The sequence below is a fragment of the Pseudarthrobacter enclensis genome, assembly GCF_030811655.1.
Lineage (GTDB): Bacteria > Actinomycetota > Actinomycetes > Actinomycetales > Micrococcaceae > Arthrobacter > Arthrobacter enclensis_A.
The window spans coordinates 92,140-107,758 of the sequence record NZ_JAUSRE010000004.1; the positions used below are offsets into that span (position 1 = coordinate 92,140).

General features: G+C 66.1%; 17 protein-coding genes. 2 read left to right on the forward strand and 15 right to left on the reverse strand.

Annotated elements, in window-relative coordinates; genetic code table 11:
- Window positions 1-22: 22 nt before the first annotated feature.
- Genes J2X98_RS05220 through J2X98_RS05230 form a run of 3 tightly spaced genes read right to left on the reverse strand, consistent with a single transcriptional unit; the run spans window position 23 to window position 1,973 of the window.
- Entirely contained in the window at window positions 23-664 is a 642-nt protein-coding gene (locus J2X98_RS05220; RefSeq protein ID WP_307305104.1) for a DUF3618 domain-containing protein, read from the reverse strand.
- Window positions 661-1,092, reverse strand: a complete 432-nt coding sequence (locus J2X98_RS05225; protein WP_141944132.1) for a phage holin family protein — start codon at window positions 1,090-1,092, stop codon at window positions 661-663. Before J2X98_RS05225 ends, J2X98_RS05220 begins: the two co-directional genes overlap by 4 nt.
- Window positions 1,092-1,973 carry a hypothetical protein gene (locus J2X98_RS05230; protein WP_307305111.1) on the reverse strand — a complete coding sequence of 294 codons (882 nt, stop codon included), beginning with the start codon at window positions 1,971-1,973 and terminating at the stop codon, window positions 1,092-1,094. The genes J2X98_RS05225 and J2X98_RS05230 overlap by 1 nt, the downstream gene beginning before the upstream one ends.
- A gap of 273 nt (window positions 1,974-2,246) precedes the next feature.
- Between J2X98_RS05230 and J2X98_RS05235 the strand changes: the two genes are divergently transcribed.
- The gene (locus J2X98_RS05235) at window positions 2,247-2,786 is read left to right on the forward strand and encodes a MarR family winged helix-turn-helix transcriptional regulator (protein WP_141944747.1); all 540 of its coding nucleotides are present in this window, start codon (window positions 2,247-2,249) and stop codon (window positions 2,784-2,786) included.
- A 79-nt stretch (window positions 2,787-2,865) separates the two neighbouring features.
- Here the strand turns inward: J2X98_RS05235 and J2X98_RS05240 are convergent, their stop codons facing one another.
- The 8 genes from J2X98_RS05240 to J2X98_RS05275 all read right to left on the reverse strand — a co-directional run bounded on the left by J2X98_RS05240 (window position 2,866) and on the right by J2X98_RS05275 (window position 10,170).
- Window positions 2,866-3,153, reverse strand: coding sequence for a hypothetical protein (locus J2X98_RS05240; RefSeq protein WP_307305116.1), 288 nt, complete (start codon window positions 3,151-3,153; stop codon window positions 2,866-2,868).
- A 44-nt stretch (window positions 3,154-3,197) separates the two neighbouring features.
- Window positions 3,198-4,334 (reverse strand): baeRF2 domain-containing protein, encoded by a 1,137-nt coding sequence (locus J2X98_RS05245; protein ID WP_307305118.1) that lies wholly within the window; start codon window positions 4,332-4,334, stop codon window positions 3,198-3,200.
- A gap of 157 nt (window positions 4,335-4,491) precedes the next feature.
- Entirely contained in the window at window positions 4,492-4,833 is a 342-nt protein-coding gene (locus J2X98_RS05250; RefSeq protein WP_307305120.1) for a hypothetical protein, read from the reverse strand.
- 23 nt (window positions 4,834-4,856) lie between these two features.
- Window positions 4,857-6,107 carry a D-arabinono-1,4-lactone oxidase gene (locus J2X98_RS05255; RefSeq protein WP_307305122.1) on the reverse strand — a complete coding sequence of 417 codons (1,251 nt, stop codon included), beginning with the start codon at window positions 6,105-6,107 and terminating at the stop codon, window positions 4,857-4,859.
- 117 nt (window positions 6,108-6,224) lie between these two features.
- Window positions 6,225-8,000: an amidase gene (locus tag J2X98_RS05260; protein WP_307305124.1), complete on the reverse strand. Its 1,776-nt coding sequence runs from the start codon at window positions 7,998-8,000 to the stop codon at window positions 6,225-6,227.
- Window positions 7,997-9,100, reverse strand: coding sequence for an agmatine deiminase family protein (locus J2X98_RS05265; RefSeq protein WP_307305126.1), 1,104 nt, complete (start codon window positions 9,098-9,100; stop codon window positions 7,997-7,999). Before J2X98_RS05265 ends, J2X98_RS05260 begins: the two co-directional genes overlap by 4 nt.
- 47 nt (window positions 9,101-9,147) lie before the next feature.
- Window positions 9,148-9,858, reverse strand: a complete 711-nt coding sequence (locus tag J2X98_RS05270) for an alpha/beta fold hydrolase (protein ID WP_307305128.1) — start codon at window positions 9,856-9,858, stop codon at window positions 9,148-9,150.
- Between the two features lie 75 nt (window positions 9,859-9,933).
- Window positions 9,934-10,170 carry a zinc-ribbon domain-containing protein gene (locus J2X98_RS05275; protein ID WP_141944733.1) on the reverse strand — a complete coding sequence of 79 codons (237 nt, stop codon included), beginning with the start codon at window positions 10,168-10,170 and terminating at the stop codon, window positions 9,934-9,936.
- Window positions 10,171-10,314: 144 nt separating this feature from the next.
- On the opposite strand from J2X98_RS05275, the gene J2X98_RS05280 reads away from it, so the two are divergent.
- Window positions 10,315-11,466: a GGDEF domain-containing protein gene (locus tag J2X98_RS05280; protein WP_141944731.1), complete on the forward strand. Its 1,152-nt coding sequence runs from the start codon at window positions 10,315-10,317 to the stop codon at window positions 11,464-11,466.
- Between the two features lie 46 nt (window positions 11,467-11,512).
- Here J2X98_RS05280 and J2X98_RS05285 read toward each other — a convergent pair whose 3' ends face one another.
- From J2X98_RS05285 to J2X98_RS05300, 4 genes are all read right to left on the reverse strand, one after another.
- Window positions 11,513-12,628 (reverse strand): Gfo/Idh/MocA family protein, encoded by a 1,116-nt coding sequence (locus J2X98_RS05285; RefSeq protein ID WP_307305134.1) that lies wholly within the window; start codon window positions 12,626-12,628, stop codon window positions 11,513-11,515.
- The gene (locus tag J2X98_RS05290; RefSeq protein WP_141944726.1) at window positions 12,613-13,311 is read right to left on the reverse strand and encodes a ThuA domain-containing protein; all 699 of its coding nucleotides are present in this window, start codon (window positions 13,309-13,311) and stop codon (window positions 12,613-12,615) included. The genes J2X98_RS05285 and J2X98_RS05290 overlap by 16 nt, the downstream gene beginning before the upstream one ends.
- A 48-nt stretch (window positions 13,312-13,359) precedes the next feature.
- Complete coding sequence (locus J2X98_RS05295; RefSeq protein ID WP_307305140.1) at window positions 13,360-14,364, reverse strand: sugar phosphate isomerase/epimerase family protein; 1,005 nt, start codon at window positions 14,362-14,364, stop codon at window positions 13,360-13,362.
- 70 nt (window positions 14,365-14,434) lie between these two features.
- A complete protein-coding gene (locus tag J2X98_RS05300) occupies window positions 14,435-15,613 on the reverse strand; it encodes a Gfo/Idh/MocA family protein (RefSeq protein WP_307305143.1) in 1,179 nt (392 codons plus the stop codon).
- Window positions 15,614-15,619: the final 6 nt, after the last annotated feature.

The following is a 15,619-nucleotide window of genomic DNA, read 5'->3' on the forward strand; positions in this document are numbered from 1 at the left end:
TGTTACTGGCTAGCCACGCAGGCTAGGTGTTTTGGATGTTGTCTTTGGCGTCTGTGGCGTGGTCTTTGACGTCGGTGGCGGCTTGTTGGCCTTCGGTTTTGACGTTTTGGGCGGCGTCGGTGGCGGTTGCTTTGACGTTTTCCATGGCGTCCTGGGCGACGGTTTTGGCGGCGTCGGTGACCTGGGTTGCCAGGGGTTGGGCTGCGGTTTTGAGTTGGTCCGCGGCTTCGCGTTCTTTCTCGCTGGCCGGGATCAGGGAGGAGATCAGCATGCCGGCGCCGAAGGCGATGAGTCCGGCGGCGAGGGGGTTGCCGGCGGTTTTGGCTTTGACCTGGTCCGGGGCGTTGGAGACGGCCTGGCCGGCGTCGGAGAGTTTGGCCGAGACGGTGTCCTGTGCCTGGTGGAGGCTGTCGCCGGCGGAGTGCATGGCGTTGGTGGTGTGGCCTGCTCCGGTGCTGGTGGTGTTGTGGACTGTGGTGGTGGCGGTGTCTGCGGCGCCCATGATTTTCTCCTTGACCCCGGTCATGGCGTCCCGGACTTTGTCGGTTTGGCGGTGGACGATGTTGGACGGGGTGACTTTGTCGGCCACGGCGTCGACGTTGGTGCCCAGCCGTGCGCGGGTGGCTTCGATGTCTGCGCGGATGACGTCGGGGTTTTCGCTCATCGGTTTACCTCACCTGGTTTTAGGGTTGGGGGTATTTCTGAGAGGGTTTCCCCGGTTTGGGGCAGGCCCTTGATCTGCTTGAGTTCCTTGCGGCCGGTGGAGGCCAGGATGGCGGCGATGATGGCCCAGATGACGGCGACGATCAGCGCGGCCCAGCCCAGGGCCATGACGGCGCCGAGGGCCCACATCAGGGCCAGGGAGAGGAAGAGCAGGACGAAGTGTCCGCCGATCCCGGCGCCGGCGAGCATGCCGGCGCCTTTGCCTGCGCGGGTGGCTGTTTGTTTGGCTTCGGCCTTGGCCAGTTCCACTTCCTGGCGCATCAGGGTGGACAGGTCCCGGGTTACGTCCCCGAGCAGCTCGCCCAGGGAGGCGTTGTCCGCTTTCACATGCGCCGCGCTGGGCGGCGGCTCCGGAATCTGGCTACTCATCACAAACCACCCGTGCCGTGGCGGCCGGTACCGGCCGTGCCGTCAGTACCAAAGTGCTCTTCAGCGCTGTAGACGCCGTTTTCAGCCCGGTAAGGGTCGTCCTCGAAGCGAAGGGGAGTTTCCTCGGCGGTACCGGAGGGCAAGGTGCTGGTGGAGACCGGAGCGGCGCTGCCCACAACGGGTTCGTTGAAGAGGTCGTCGGTGCCGGCTGCGTACACCGTCTCCTGGTGCAGCGGCGCTACCGGTGCCGGCTGCACATCCCGGTGCTGGGCTGAAGCCTGCACCTGCCCCTGCGGCTCGGGGGCGCCTGCGGTGAGGCCGCGGGTGAGGCGTCCTGCCAGGACGCCGGCGCCGGCGGCGAGGAGCAGGAATGTTCCGGGGCGGTTGCGGGCGAAGCGCTGGACTTCATTGAGAAGGTCGCCGGGTTCGCGGTTTTCCAGCCAGGTGGCCATGGAAGAGGTACGTTCGGCTGCCTGGCGGACCAGGTCGCTGGCTACGCCCTGCTGGTCCGGGGCGGTGGCCATGCTGTGCAGCTGGCTGGAGATGTTGCGGATGCCTTCGGCGGCCTTCTGCTGCTGGGTGCCGGCCTGGGTGGTGAGTCCCGATTTGGCTTGGTGCAGCAGGTCCTGAGCGTTGGCCTTGGCTTCATAGGCTACGTTCGCGGCCTCACTCTTGGCCGTTTCGGCGACGCCCTGGGCTGCCGAGGCAGCGTGACCGGCCACGTTCGAAGCCTCATCCTTGGCTGCCTGCGTCTTGGAAGCATCACCCGAATCCGCGGAGTAGGCGTTGTGCTGGGAATCCAACTCTGTTGCACCGTACGGATCGGCGAGGGCCGGGTCGGTGACGGTGTGTGGGGTCTGGGGCCATTGGTTCTCTGTCATCTTCGCTCTCTTTCAGAAAGGGCTAGCTGGGCGATCAAGAACCAGCAGTGCTGGCGACTTAGTAAGCAAGGTTACTAATTAGATACTAAGCACACTTTCCATTTCGATTGCAAGGGGTGCCGCTCCCGGGACCTGGTCTTTCCGGGCGGATGCGGAGGTTCTGGGGCTCGGATAGTAAGCCTACTTGCGAATATGTTGCTAAGCATGCTTATTGTAGGGGTGTAGCGACGCAGGGTGACCAGCACTTCGCCACCTACAGGAAGGCCGCGGCCGATGACCAGCAATCTCGATCCGGACGCCCGGAGCAGCTACCGCCTGATTACCTTGGCGGCGCGGCTGATCCAGCGGCGCCAGGACGATGCACTGGCCCCCCTTGGCCTCACCCGTGCCGCCGTTATCGCACTGGAAGGCCTGACGGGGGGACCACTGAACCAGGAACAACTTGCCGAGGCGATCAGGGTCCAAAGCCAAACCCTCGGCCGTGTCCTGACCCGCCTTGAAGCCACGGGACATATCACCAGGACGCGCCATGCCTCGGACCGCCGGCAGCTGAAGGTTGAGCTTACGGATGCCGGCGTTGCTGCCGTGGAGGCAGCACGCCAAGCGGAAGTCAATGCCTACCCGGACGATCCGGACATTGCCTGGAAGGCGCTTCGGGAGGAACTGACAAAATTTGTCCGCGCCGTTCCGCTGGACCGCGACACCGGTGTTGTCCCGTTCGCCCCGCCTGAACACCGGACCGGGCACGCCCACCGGCCCCAGGCTGGACGGGCAGGCGGTCTCCGGGGCTGGGAGCAGCCGGGCCAGAATTGAGGCTGGCCTGGGGCCGGGCAAAGGTAAACCGACAACAGGAAGAAGCGGTGGCCGCCTTCCGGGTGATCAACGCTTCTTCCTAGCCTTTGTCTTCCGGTTCTTCCTCCAGCAAGCCCCGTTGAGCCAGGTCTGCGGCGTCGGCCGCTTCCGGCGGCAACGGGTCGGTGGCCGGCGGAACGTCGGCGGGAGCGTAGTCGGCGAGGCCCGCTGCCACCCGTTCCTGCTCCACTGCCCTTTGGTAATCGTCGTCGTCAACGTCCTCGGGCATCTTGCTGTGCCCCGTGCGGGTGGGGTTCGGAAGCGCATCCTCCTCCGGGACCATCACGCTGTCCAGGACGTCATCCGGGTTCTCATCTGCAGTGCTCATCGGTGCCCCTTCCAATCTTTGGGTTCCTGCAACGGCCGTAGGGCCTACGACGACGGGACGCCAGGCCCGGAGGACCAGCGCAGCAGTGCCGCGATATGGACGCCGGCGGGCAGGACAGGGCCCGGAACCAGGAGAATCCGGGCGTCGGTAAGCGCGGCCGCCCGAAGCAGCGCCGCGGGTGCGGGCACCTCTCCCAGGATTCCGGCAGGCAGGGCTTCCTCCTTGGCGGTGGCGATCCACGGCTCCGCGTCAAGGGCCAGCATGGTCCGGCCGGACAAGGCGGCATCATCGAAGATCAGGAGTTCCACCTGGGCTTGCTGGAGCGCGTGCACCACAGCTCCGACGCCATGGGCCGCCTCCGGATTGGCCTGGCCCTCCCGGACCGCCAGCCTGTCCAGGACGGTTTGTTGCTCCTCTGCCCACACCTCGGCGACGTGCTGTTTGACCTGGTCCTCAAGGTTGGCACTGTCCGCCCCGGCTGTATGCGTGTGGGAATCCACTTCGGACAGGAGTGCCCTGCCTGCCTCGGAGAGATTTTCCTTGACCAGGCCTCGGGCTCGGATGTCACCGGCGAGGACGATGAGCCGGGCGCCGCTGGAACTGGCTACCCTGTCGATTTCAACTGCCACCTCATCAGCGTTCCGGCGCCAAACGTCCTCGGTGTGGTGTTGGAACCGCAGCTCGGACCAGCCTCCGCCATGGAACTTGTGAAGGTGCTCGGACTCGCCTTCAACTTCCTGCACGCTGCGGGGAGCGCCGGCCCCGGCCCGGTACAGCCGGATTTCACCATGGTCGCGGCTTACTTCCGCCACAACGTACGGCAGGTCCTCCGGCCGGTGCTTGACCAGGGGGAGCAAATCCGGGACCGGCTCCAGTACCATCCGCTCCGGCAGGACCAGTTCGCCGGGGAGCACTTCGTTGACTTCCGTTTTTCCACCGTGGACCAGGACGAACCTGGACACAGGGGAAGGCATTCCTGTGGCCGGCTGAAGTGCCTGTTCCATCGCATCGATGTCCGCCGCAGCTGCTCCCTGTGCTTCGAGCTGGGCGCGGGTGTTTCCGGCCCGGACGTCGCCGGCTTCCAGGGTGTCGACTGTTCCGGTGCCGGCATCCACGTACGCGGTGCACCAAGGGCCGGGGAGGCGGTACAGGTCCGCGAACTTCTGCAGGCTGCTGGTCATTGTTTCCCCTCCTCTTTGCTGAAAAGGATGAAGGGGGCCCTGCCGCGTTCTGCCATGACGATCTCCTTCGCCGCGTGACTTAGGATCACGAGCTGGTTCGTCACTTCACGCTAGCACCGGCGACCCGCGCGCTGAAGGGTCTTCCGGCCCTTGGTGATCAGCGCTGGCAGGCGTCCTTGAGGGCCCTGACGGAGTCCGCCGGCACCTGGTCCCCGGACTCCGCAATCTGGCCCAACGGCGTCGTGATGTCCGCGGGGACGCCTGCCGCCTTTGCTGCCGAGACCAGGCCGGCCAGAGCCTTCTTGTCCTCAGAGCTGACCAAGCCGTTCTGGACGACAGCGCAGATTTGCCGGGTGACTTCCTGTGCTGCGGAGGAGGCGGCCTTGGAAGCGGCGTCGCTGGCGGCGTTGCCCGCGGCCTCCCCCACGGCACCGCATCCCGTCAGCAGCAGGGCGGCGGCAAGGGCGGTGGCGGGAACGACGGCGGGCCGAAAAGTCATGCATCCAGCGTACCGTCGGCTTCCTACCTGCGGGCGGGGACCCCCAGGATGGTGTCCAGCAGCCCGTTCCGGAACTTGCCCTCCGGATCGAGGCCGTGGGCGAAGGAGCGGAAGTCCGTGAACCGCGGGTACAGCGCCTCCCAGTCATGGCCCTCCGGAGTGAAGAGCTTGCCCCAGTGCGGACGTGCCCCAAAAGGCCGTAAAACATCCTCCAGGACCGGAAGAAAGGCTTCCACCTCGGGCTGCATCGGTTTCCAGGTGAAGTGCAGCGCCACACTCTGCCGGCGATAGAAGGGGCTGAGCCAGAACTCGTCCGCGGCGCCGGTCCTGATCTCCGAGACGAAGAGCAGGGGTGCCAGCTGTGGAGCCAGGCTGCGGACGGCCTGGAGGGCGGCGGGGGCGTGCTCCAGGGGAAGGATGAACTCGCTTTGGAGTTCGTCCCCGTTGCTCGGAGTGAACTCGTGCCGGAAGTGCGGCAACCGGTCCAGCCACTGCCCGGGTTCATCCAGCTGCGCGGTGCAGTTCTCCGCGGACATGTCCGGCAGAGGGTGCCGCGGCCGCAGAGCCGCCCTTGCCCCGAACAGGCCGGGGAGCGCCGGCTCCTCATCAAGAGCCTTGAGCCAGACCTGGTTGATCGTTTCCCCGGCGTAATCGGTGAACAGGCTCACGCTGTAGGCGGCGGACATGACGGCGCTGAACTCCTCGAGCGCGTTGTCCCAGGGCAGGTCCTCAAGGACCCGCTGGCGCATCCGGAAGCTGGGGCGGACCGCCAGTTCCAGGCCGGTGACAATTCCCAGGGCCCCCATGCCCACCACGCTGGCCAGGAACTCGTCTCCATCCGCACGGGTGAGCGTCACCTGTTCTCCGGAGGCCCTGACCAGGTCGACGGATTCCACGGCGCCGGCCAGCGACGGGTTGTTCACCCCCGAGCCGTGCGTGCCCGTCTGGACCGCGCCGGCGACCGAGATGTGCGGCAGCGAGGCGAGGTTGTGGATGGCCACCCCGGAGTCCTCCAGGGTCCGGCACAGCGCCCCGTAGCTCACGCCGCCGCTGACGCGTACTGTTCCGCGCCCCGAATCCAGTTCCACCTGCTGCGGCAGGGCATCGAGGAGGACATGGACACCTTCCGTGTCCCCTACCCGGTTGAAGGAGTGCCGGGATCCCAGGGCCTTGACCCGCGGCGAGTTTGCGACGATCTCTGCCAACTCCGCTACGGATTCCGGCCGCCGCACATCCGCGGAGGAGTATTCGAGGTTTCCTGCCCAGTTTTTCAATGGCGTGGCTTTCGCTTGGCAATCGGTTTCCCTTTACTGTCAGCGCTAACAATTGCGGCTGTCAAGGCACTTCCGCGGGCTGGTCGCGGAAGCCCCTGACAGCCCCGTGCCGCTGGCTTAGCCAACCCCTGGCTGCACGTCCCCGGCCATGGTGCGCGGAGGCGGAACCCGCCGGCTGCCGGTGGCTTCGAAGGCTGCCGCCAACCGGAGCAGGTCCGTGTCGCTGTAGGCCTTCCCGGCGATGGTGAGGCCCACGGGCATGCCGATGTCCGCGGCGATGCCCATGGGAACGGTCACCGTGGGGATGCCCAAATGGCGGGGCACCAGGTTCCCGTTCGACACCCACACGCCGTTGCGCCACGCAATGTCCGCCGAAGCCGGGTTGGTGTCCGCATCCGCCGGTGCCACATCAGCGGCTGCCGGAAAGACGACGGCGTCCAGTCCCAGCCGGTCCATCCACTCCTCGAGGTCCAGCCGGCGGGTTTCCTCCAGTCCTGCCAGGCCCTCGGGGAGATGGGGAATCTCGGTTAGTCGCGGGACACCGTGGCTCCTAATCCAGGCGGGGTAGTCCGCGATGTCGTCGTCGAAACCGTCATAGCGGTCCGGCAGGGCGCCTTTCGGGGCGGGGAAGATGGCGGAGCCGTCCACATCGGCAAGCCGGTTCAGCTGCGGGTCACCGTTGGCGTCCAGGAAGTCATTCCATGCCCAGGCCGACAGGTCCACGATTTCGCGCCGCAGGTACTCCGGGGAAACCAGGCCGCGGGTGGAGATGGTGGGGGCGCCGGGCCGGTCGCCTTCGTAGTTGGTCACCACCGGGAAGTCCACCTCCACCACCTCCGCTCCGGCGGCCTCAAGGTCGCGGCGGGCGGCCTTCCACAGATCCAGGATTGATACCCGCGTTTCGATCCGCCGGCCGGTGGGGCCGCCGATGCCGGGCGCCTCCGCTGTTCCGGCTTCGGGATCGGCGTTGATGTACATCCGGGGGATGCCCAGGCGTTTGCCCGCGAGTACCCGCGCGCCCGCGCCCGCGTCTGCAACGGCGAGGTCAAGGTACGACGCCGGGCGGACAGCAGATGCCTTGGGCAACGGAATCCACGGCTGGGTCCGCCAAAAGTCCCCGCGGGCCTCGGCGTCGTCCGCTACCACCGCGTCCAGGACTTCCAGCATGTCTGCCATGGTGCGGGTATGCGGAACCACCACATCCATAGTGGGAACCAGTGGCCAGTTGCCGCGCACGGAAATGACGCCGCGGGAGGGGGTGTAGGCGCACAGGGCGTTGTTGGACGCGGGCGCCCGTCCGGAGGACCACGTTTCTTCTGCCAACCCGAATGCTGCGAAGCTGGCCGCCGTGGCCGTACCGGAGCCGTTGGACGAACCGGACGCGAATGCTGCGGTCAGGAACTCGGCGCTGTACGGGCTTTCGGCGCGGCCGTATACCCCGCCCTGCATACCTCCATTGGCCATGGGCGGCATGTTGGTCAGCCCGATCAGGATGGCGCCGCCGGCCCGGAGCCGGGCGACAGTGAAGGCGTCGTGCCGCGCCACCAGGTCTTTGAACGCCGGAGACCCCGCTGCGACAGTCAGGCCCTTCACCTGGTAGCTGTCCTTGGCGGTATAAGGGATCCCATCGAGCGGGCCCAGCGTAAAGCCGGCAGCCCGCCGGCGGTCGGACGTCCGCGCCTCGGCAAGGGCTTCCGGATTCATGACGACAAGCGCATTCAGGTGTATGCCTGAAGAGTCATATTTCTCAATGCGCTCCAGGTACAGGCGGACCAATTCCACACTGGTGACTTCCCCGGACTCGAGGGCTGCCCGGAGTTGGGCGATGCCCGCCTCCACCACATCGAAATTTTTCACCCTGTCCGCACTGTGGGTCTGCCCGGCCGTTTTCATGCGGCGCCACCTGTCCGCCCGGCCGGCTGCTGCTGCGTGATGCAGTGGATCCCGCCGCCAAACGCGAAGATGTCCCTGGCGTCAACCAGTTCCACGGTGCGGCCGGGGTAGGCCCGTTCCAGGATGCCTGCTGCGATGGCATCGTTGGGGTCGTCGAAGCTGCAGAGCACCACTACGCCGTTGGCGACGTAATGGTTGATGTAGGACCAGTCCACCCATCCCTCGTCGTCTTTGAGCGTGGTGGGAGCGGGAACGTCGATGATGCGGAGCGGCCGGCCCTGTGCGTCCAGCTGCCCGCCAAGGACTGCCTTCAGCTGCAGGTAGACGGCGTGGTCGGGGTGGGAGGGGTCGTCCTGGCGGTGCAAAAGGATGGTGCCGGGTCCGGCAAACGCGGCCACGATGTCCACGTGTCCGCGGGTGCCGAATTCGTCATAGTCCCTGGTGAGTCCGCGCGGAAGCCAGATGGCTTTCGTAGTGCCCAGGGCCCTGTGGATCTCCAATTCCACGGACTCCCTGGTGGCACCCGGGTTGCGGCCGGGATCCAGTTGGACGGTCTCCGTGAGCAGTACAGTCCCTTGGCCGTCCACGTGGAAGCCGCCGCCCTCGTTCACCAGGGACGTCTGCAGGAGAGGTGCCCCAATGCCTGCGGCCACGGTCTGCGCCACGGCTTGGTCTTTCTCCCATGCGGCCCATTCCTGCGCACCCCAGCCGTTGAAAGTCCAGTCCACGGCGGCGATTGAACCGTCCGGCACGTGGACGAACGTGGGGCCGCTGTCCCGCAGCCAGGCGTCGTCGAGCGGTACTTCCACGACGTCGACGCGGTCCCCGAGCCATTCCCGTGCAGCGGTGGCGTCCCTGGGGTCGGCCACGACTGTGACGGGTTCGTACCTGGCGATGGTGTGCGCAACGCTGGTCCAGGCCGCGCGGGCGCGGTCCAGGGTGGGGCTTCCGGTGGGGCCAAAGGTGTCGTTGGGGGGCGGGAAGGCCATCCATGTGCGTTGGTGGTCGTCCCACTCTGCGGGCATGTGCACGGAGCTGCCGGTGGAAATGTGGCCAGGGGCGGCGCTGTCCCCGACCACGGTCGAATAAATGAATGCCATTCATTTATTATGGGGACCGAGATGCGAAGGCGCAAGAGTGTGTCGTCCTAGTTAGTGCGGGGGCCATCAACCGCTGACAGGATGGCCTGTGCCAGTTCAGCGGGCTTGGTGAACTGCGGCCAATGGCCGGTGGGCAGGTCGAGGAACTCCGTGTCCCGGATCCGTGCCAGCTCTGCCACCAATGGCTGGCCCGCCGCCATCCACTCGCGGAGCATGGCGGAGGGGAACTCACAGGAGATGACTGTGGCGGGAACATCGTAGCGGCGCTCGTCATGCAGATGCTGCCTGCCGTACGCCACACCCCGGGGTTCCGGGATGGCACGTGCCCGGAAGTCCTGTCGCAGCCGGTCGTCAAGGTCCACCAGGTCGGCGTCGTCAAAGCTCTCCCAGGGCGGGAGGGGGACGTCGTCCCCCTTGGCGGGCAGTTCATCGTTGATGACGCCGCCGTCGCCCAGAGGACCACTGTCCACGTAGATGGCCCGCTCCACCTTTCCCGGCCGCGCATCCACCGCACCATGGATGATGGCCCCGCCGCCGGAATGGCCCACCAGCACCACCTTTCCCGGGAGGCCATCAAGGACCTGCACGACGGCGTCGATATGGTCCTGCAGGTTGATGCCTGCGCGGCTTGCGTCCATGGACTCCTTGCCGGGAAGCGTAAGGGGATGAACGTGATGCCCTGCTGCTTCCAAAACCGGGGCCACCTTCTCCCAGGAGGAGGCGTCCAACCAGAAACCGGGAACCAGGATGATGTCCATGGCGACACCCTACTCCCCACCCCCGTTGCCGAACGCGTGTTCCTGCCGTCGGAAAAGGCGGGGATGCCGAACCCTTTACCGGCCCGTTTCCAGCGCCCGCTTCTGGCGTCCACTGATGGACGAGACATAGCCGCAGCTGGTGCAGGTGATGCTGAACTTCCGCGACACGGTGAGCACCGGGATGAAGAACAGCGTGAACTTCGTAGCCTGCTCCTCGAGGAGGTGGTAGATGAATGCGCCGCAGTGCGGGCAGGTCGCTGCGCGGCCCGGCAGGGCCCTGCGGGCAGTCTTGAAACCGAAAAGAAGGAGCATTGCCGGCCTTTCGTCGTCCGGGTAGTACCCACCAGCGTAGGCGGGTTTGGGCCTTTGCGATCGGGGTAAGGATGCCCATGCACCGTGGGTGGATGCGATACTTGCGTGGGCAGCACTCGGGCTTTCTGGGGGGACTTCTGGCAAATGGTTCTGGATACGGCAACCCTTCGCGCTGCATTTGGCCTGATGGCCCTGGTGCTGGTGGTCCTCTTCTACTTTTCCGCCTACAGGGTGACGCGTTCGCCGTACAGTGCCTGGTGGTGCGTCGCACTGCTGTTCTTCCTGGCCGGATCGGGCTGTTTCCTCCTGGACGGAACGCCGCACCAGGTGTGGGCCAACCCGGTGGGAAACACGCTGCTGGTCCATGGCGGGGTTGCTGTCTGGGCGGGCGCCCGCTCACTGCGGACTGTCCGGCCGCCAAAGTGGGCCTTCACCGCCATCCCGGTGTTGACCCTCGTGGCATCGGCGCTGGACCACCCGGCAACCAATGTCTGGTCCGGCGGACCCGTGTTCCTTTCGGCGATGAGCCTCACGATTGGTCTGGCCTCCCGGGAGCTGTGGCGGCTGGAGCCCGGCTATTCACGGGTCCGCATCCCCATGGCGGTTGCGGCCGGAGGGTTGTCGGTTTTTTACTTCCTCCGGTGCGTGGCCTTACTCGTGGAGGGCCAGGACGGTGCCCTTTTCACCACTGTCTTCGGTTCTGCCGTGACCACGCTGGTCACCATGGTGTTGCTGGTAGTGGTGTCTTTCAGCATGGCCGCGCTCAGCACCGAACAACAGACCCGTGCTTTGCGCGTGGTGGCGAGCCGGGATGACCTGACGGGGCTGCTGAACCGCAAGGCGTTCATTGAACTGGCAGCCGAGCAACTCGCTGACCGGACCATTACCGGCGGTTCCGGGGCCCTGATCCTGGCCGACCTGGACCACTTCAAAACGGTCAATGACACCTACGGCCACGCAGCGGGTGACCTTGCGTTGCAGGCTTTCGCTGAGGCGTGCCTGGCCACGGTGCGCTCCACGGACCTGACCGGCCGGTACGGCGGGGAGGAGTTCGTCATCCTTGTTCCGGGCGCCAGCGCCGAACGCGCCGAGATCATCGCCGAGGAGATCAGCAGGCGCCTGGCCGGGACTGAAACAGCGCACGGCATGGACATGCCCACCGCGAGTTATGGCATTTCCACTTACGACGGCGGGACCTCCGACGTGGACGATCTCATCGCTGCTGCGGACGCGGCCCTGTACAGGGCCAAGTCGCTGGGCAGGAACCGCGCCGCCCGCAGCGACCGGCTGTACTAGCCCGACTGCAAACAGCGGCGCGGTTTCCCTAATCCCGGTACTCGCCCTAGCGCCTCTGGATGGCTTCTGCCTGTTCAGCCAGGGCGGTCAGCGGCACGCCCTCCGGCCGCTCCACCGTGCTCTGGATGGAGACCGTCATGCCGCTGTGCGCGGCTTTGAGGACCGATTCCATGACCTCCAGGACGTGATAGGCCAGGGTCCCTCCCGCGCGCGGTTCCTTGCCCCGCGGGGTGGAAGCCAAGTCAGCGATGCCGAACCCGCGTCCCGAGTCGATGTAGCCTGCGGAGGCGGGAAGTGTTTCCCAGTCCTGGGCGCCCAGGGAGAACAGCTGGACGTCGCCGTCGAAGTGGTTGGGATCCGGCACCACCAGGGATCCGCGCTCGCCGTGGATTTCGATGTTCGGGGACTTGGACTTCACGGCATCGAAGCTCATGAACAGGGTGGACAGGGCTCCGGAAGCGTGGACCAGGATGCCGGTGACGTGGGAATCGATGGTGACCGGTACCGTTTCGCCCTGGCGGGGGCCGGATCCGATGGTGCGTTCGTTGCGGGTGTGGCTTGCTGCGCCGATGACCGACACCACCGGGCCCAGCAGCGTCACCAGGGCAGTGACGTAGTAGGGGCCCATGTCCAGAAGAGGGCCCCCGCCGGGCTGGTAGTAGAAGTCGGGGTTGGGGTGCCAGCGTTCGTGGCCTGGGGTGACCATGGTGGCGGACGCCGAAATGGCGGCGCCGATCAGGCCGTCGTCGATCGCTTTGCGGGCGGTCTGGATGCCGGTGCCCAGCACGGTGTCAGGGGCGCAGCCGACGACCACGCCTGCCTGGCGTGCTGCGTCCAGCACCTGGCGTGCCTCTTCGGTGGTGGCCGCCAGCGGCTTTTCTCCGTACACGCTCTTGCCGGCCGCGATTGCCTTCAGCGCGACATCAGCATGCGCCGCGGGGATGGTCAGGTTCAGGACCAGGTCGATATCGTCAGCGGCGAGCAGTTCCTCCACGGAGACGGCGCGGACGCCGTCGTAGTCATCTGCCACAGCCTGGGCGCGCGCCGGATCCAGGTCCGCCACCGCCACGAGCTGGATCTGGTCCAGACGCCGGAAGTTGGTGAGGTACTGGGCGATGATGGCTCCGCAGCCAATGATTCCGACTTTCAACGGCTTGCCCACAGCAGGCCCCTTTCGATGATGGTGCGTACGTTCTGGTCCTGGAGGATTTCCACCCGGTGCCCGGGCGTGCAGACGAAGATCCGGCCCTTGCCCCACTGGCGGGTCCAGATGGCGGGGGAGGTCACCTCGCGGTGCCAAGGATCCCACTCGCGGACTTTTTGGGTGGTGGTGGCCAGGACGTCGACGTAGTCGTCAGAGAGGACCCAGTACTGTTCGGTGACCAGGTCGAAGTCCTTGATGCCCTTGGTGATGGGGTGCTCGGCGGCGGCGGGCAGCATGTTCACGGTGTAGGGCACGTAGTTGTCCGACTGCTCGCCCACGCACTCGTCGGGGTGCTTGCCGGGGTGGCAGGCAAACTGGCCGCCGATCAGGTGCAGGTAGTCGGAGGTGTTCCGGTAGGAATCGGCGATGCCGCCGTGCCATCCTGCGAGGCCGGTGCCGTTCTCCACGGCTGCCCGCAGTCCGGCGAACTCGTCCTTTTCGATGGTGCTCATGGTCATGCACTGCACGATCAGGTCCACGCCCGCCATGTATGCCGCGTCGGCGTAGACCTTGGGGGACTCCTCCACCCGGACGTCGTATCCGTTGTCCTTGAGGTAGGGAATGAAGAGCTCCGTGGCCTCGTAGGGCTGGTGGCCGTCCCAGCCGCCGCGGACGACCAGCGCATTCTTGCGATCTGTCATTGAAGTTTCCTTTGTCTGGCTGCCGGCGTGTGCCGGCAAGGCTTGGGGTCAGTGGCTGGAGAAGGCGGCGTCGAAGGCGGCGGCGGGCGGCGCAATCCGCGCCAGTTCCTTGACCATGGCCAGCGCCTGGGGGGCGCCGATGAGCCGATCCATGCCGGCATCCTCCCATTCGATGCTGGTAGGACCTTCGTACCCGATGGCGTTCAGCGTCCGGAAGATCCTGTTCCACTGGACATCCCCGTGCCCTGCGGTGACGAAGTCCCAGCCGCGCCGGGGGTCCGCCCAGGCCAAGTGGGAGCCGAGGCGGCCGTTGCGTCCGTCCAGCTGGCGCACGGATTCCTTGACGTGGACGTGGAAGATCTTGTCCGCGAAGTCCTGCAGGAACATCACCGGGTCCAGGTCCTGCCAGATGAAGTGCGAGGGGTCGAAGTTCAAGCCGAAGCATTCCCTGTGGCCGATCGCCTCAAGGGTTCGCTTAGCCGTCCAGTAGTCGTAGGCGATTTCGGACGGGTGGACTTCAAGGGCGAACCGGACGCCCTCCTCCTCGAAGACGTCGAGGATGGGGTTCCAACGGTCGGCGAAGTCCTGGTAGCCGGCGTCGATCATCGACTGCGGGGCCGGCGGGAACATGGCCACCGCCTTCCAAATGGAGGAGCCGGTGAATCCTGTCACGGTCTTCACGCCAAGGCGGGCGGCCGCGCGGGCGGTGTCCTTCATGGCCTCAGCCGCCCGGCGGCGTACCCCTTCGGGCTCGCCGTCACCCCAGGTCTCAGCTGACAGGATGCCCTGGTGGCGCTCGTCGATGGGGTCGTCACACACAGCCTGCCCGGTCAGGTGGTTGGCGATCGCAAACACCTTGAGATTGTTCTTCTCAAGAATGTCCAGGCGGCCCTTGAGATAGTTGTCGTCCTCCGCTGCCCGGCGCGGGTCCAGGTGGTCGCCCCAGCAGGCGATCTCCAGCCCGTCAAAGCCCCACTCGCCGGCAAGCCGGGCAACCTCCTCGAACGGCAGGTCGGCCCATTGGCCGGTAAAGAGCGTGATTGGTCGTGTCATGTGAGTTCCTAGGTTCCTTGAAGCGGTTGCTGTTCTGTGCCGGGCCGGTGCCCAGGCTTCTTCTCGCTGCTCAGACTTTTTGCCACTGGCTGGAATTCGCGGCGCTTGATTCCACGGCGGCGAGGACCCGCTGCACCTGAAGGGCGTCGCCGAAGGACGGTTCCGGTTGGCGCCCCTCACCGATGGCGGTGACGAGGTCCACCACCTGGTGGGTGAAGCCGTGTTCGTATCCCAGGCCGTGGCCGGTGGGCCACCAGTTCCCCACGTAGGGGTGCTCGGGTTCGGTGACAAAGATCCGGCGGAAGCCCGCATCGGGGGACTCCGCCGCGTCATAGAAGGACAGGACGTTCATCTCCTCGAAATCGAAGGCGAGTGAGCCCTTGGTGCCGTTGACCTCCAAACGCATGGCGTTCTTCCTGCCCAGCGCATAACGCGTCGCTTCGAACACACCGATGGGGCCGCCGTCGAACTTTGCGCTGAAGATGGCCGCATCATCCACCGTGACTGTCCCGCGGGGAGCGTCGCTGCTGAGGTCGCCGTGGCCGCCAAGGCCCACGAGGTCCCCGGCCAGTGGCCGTTCGCGGACAAAGGTTTCCAGTATTGCCGATACACCGCTGATGTTCCGCCCTGTGACCCACTGGGCGGCGTCGATGCTGTGCGCCCCGATGTCGCCCAGGGAGCCGGAGCCGGACTTGCTCTTGTCCAGCCGCCACGTCATGGGGGCGTTGGCGTCGGAGAGCCAGTCCTGAAGGTACTGGGCGCGGACATGGCGGATCTCGCCGAGCCTGCCCTGTTCCACGAACCGCTTGGCCAGCGCCAAAGCGGGCGTTCGGCGGTAGCTGAAGCCGCACATCGAGAAGACGCCGTGCTTCGCGGCGGTCTCTGCGGCAAGGGTCATCCGTTCGGCTTCCTCCACGGAGTTGGCCAGCGGCTTTTCGCACAGCACGTGCTTGCCGGCTTCAAGGGCGGCGATGGCGATCTCGGCGTGGGTGTTGCCGGGTGTGCAGATGTCGATGAGGTCGATGTCGTCACGCTCGATCAGGCGGCGCCAGTCAGTCTCAACCGACTCCCAGCCCAGCTTGTCCGCGGCTCCGCGGACGCCGTCGGCATTCCTTCCGGCCACCGCGGTGAGCTGTGGCTGCAGCGGCAGGTCGAAGAACCGTGGTGCGGTGCGCCAGGCGTGGGAGTGGGCTGCACCCATGAAGGCGTAGCCCACCATTCCGACCCGCAGGGGCTTTGCGGTGGTCATGTTGAA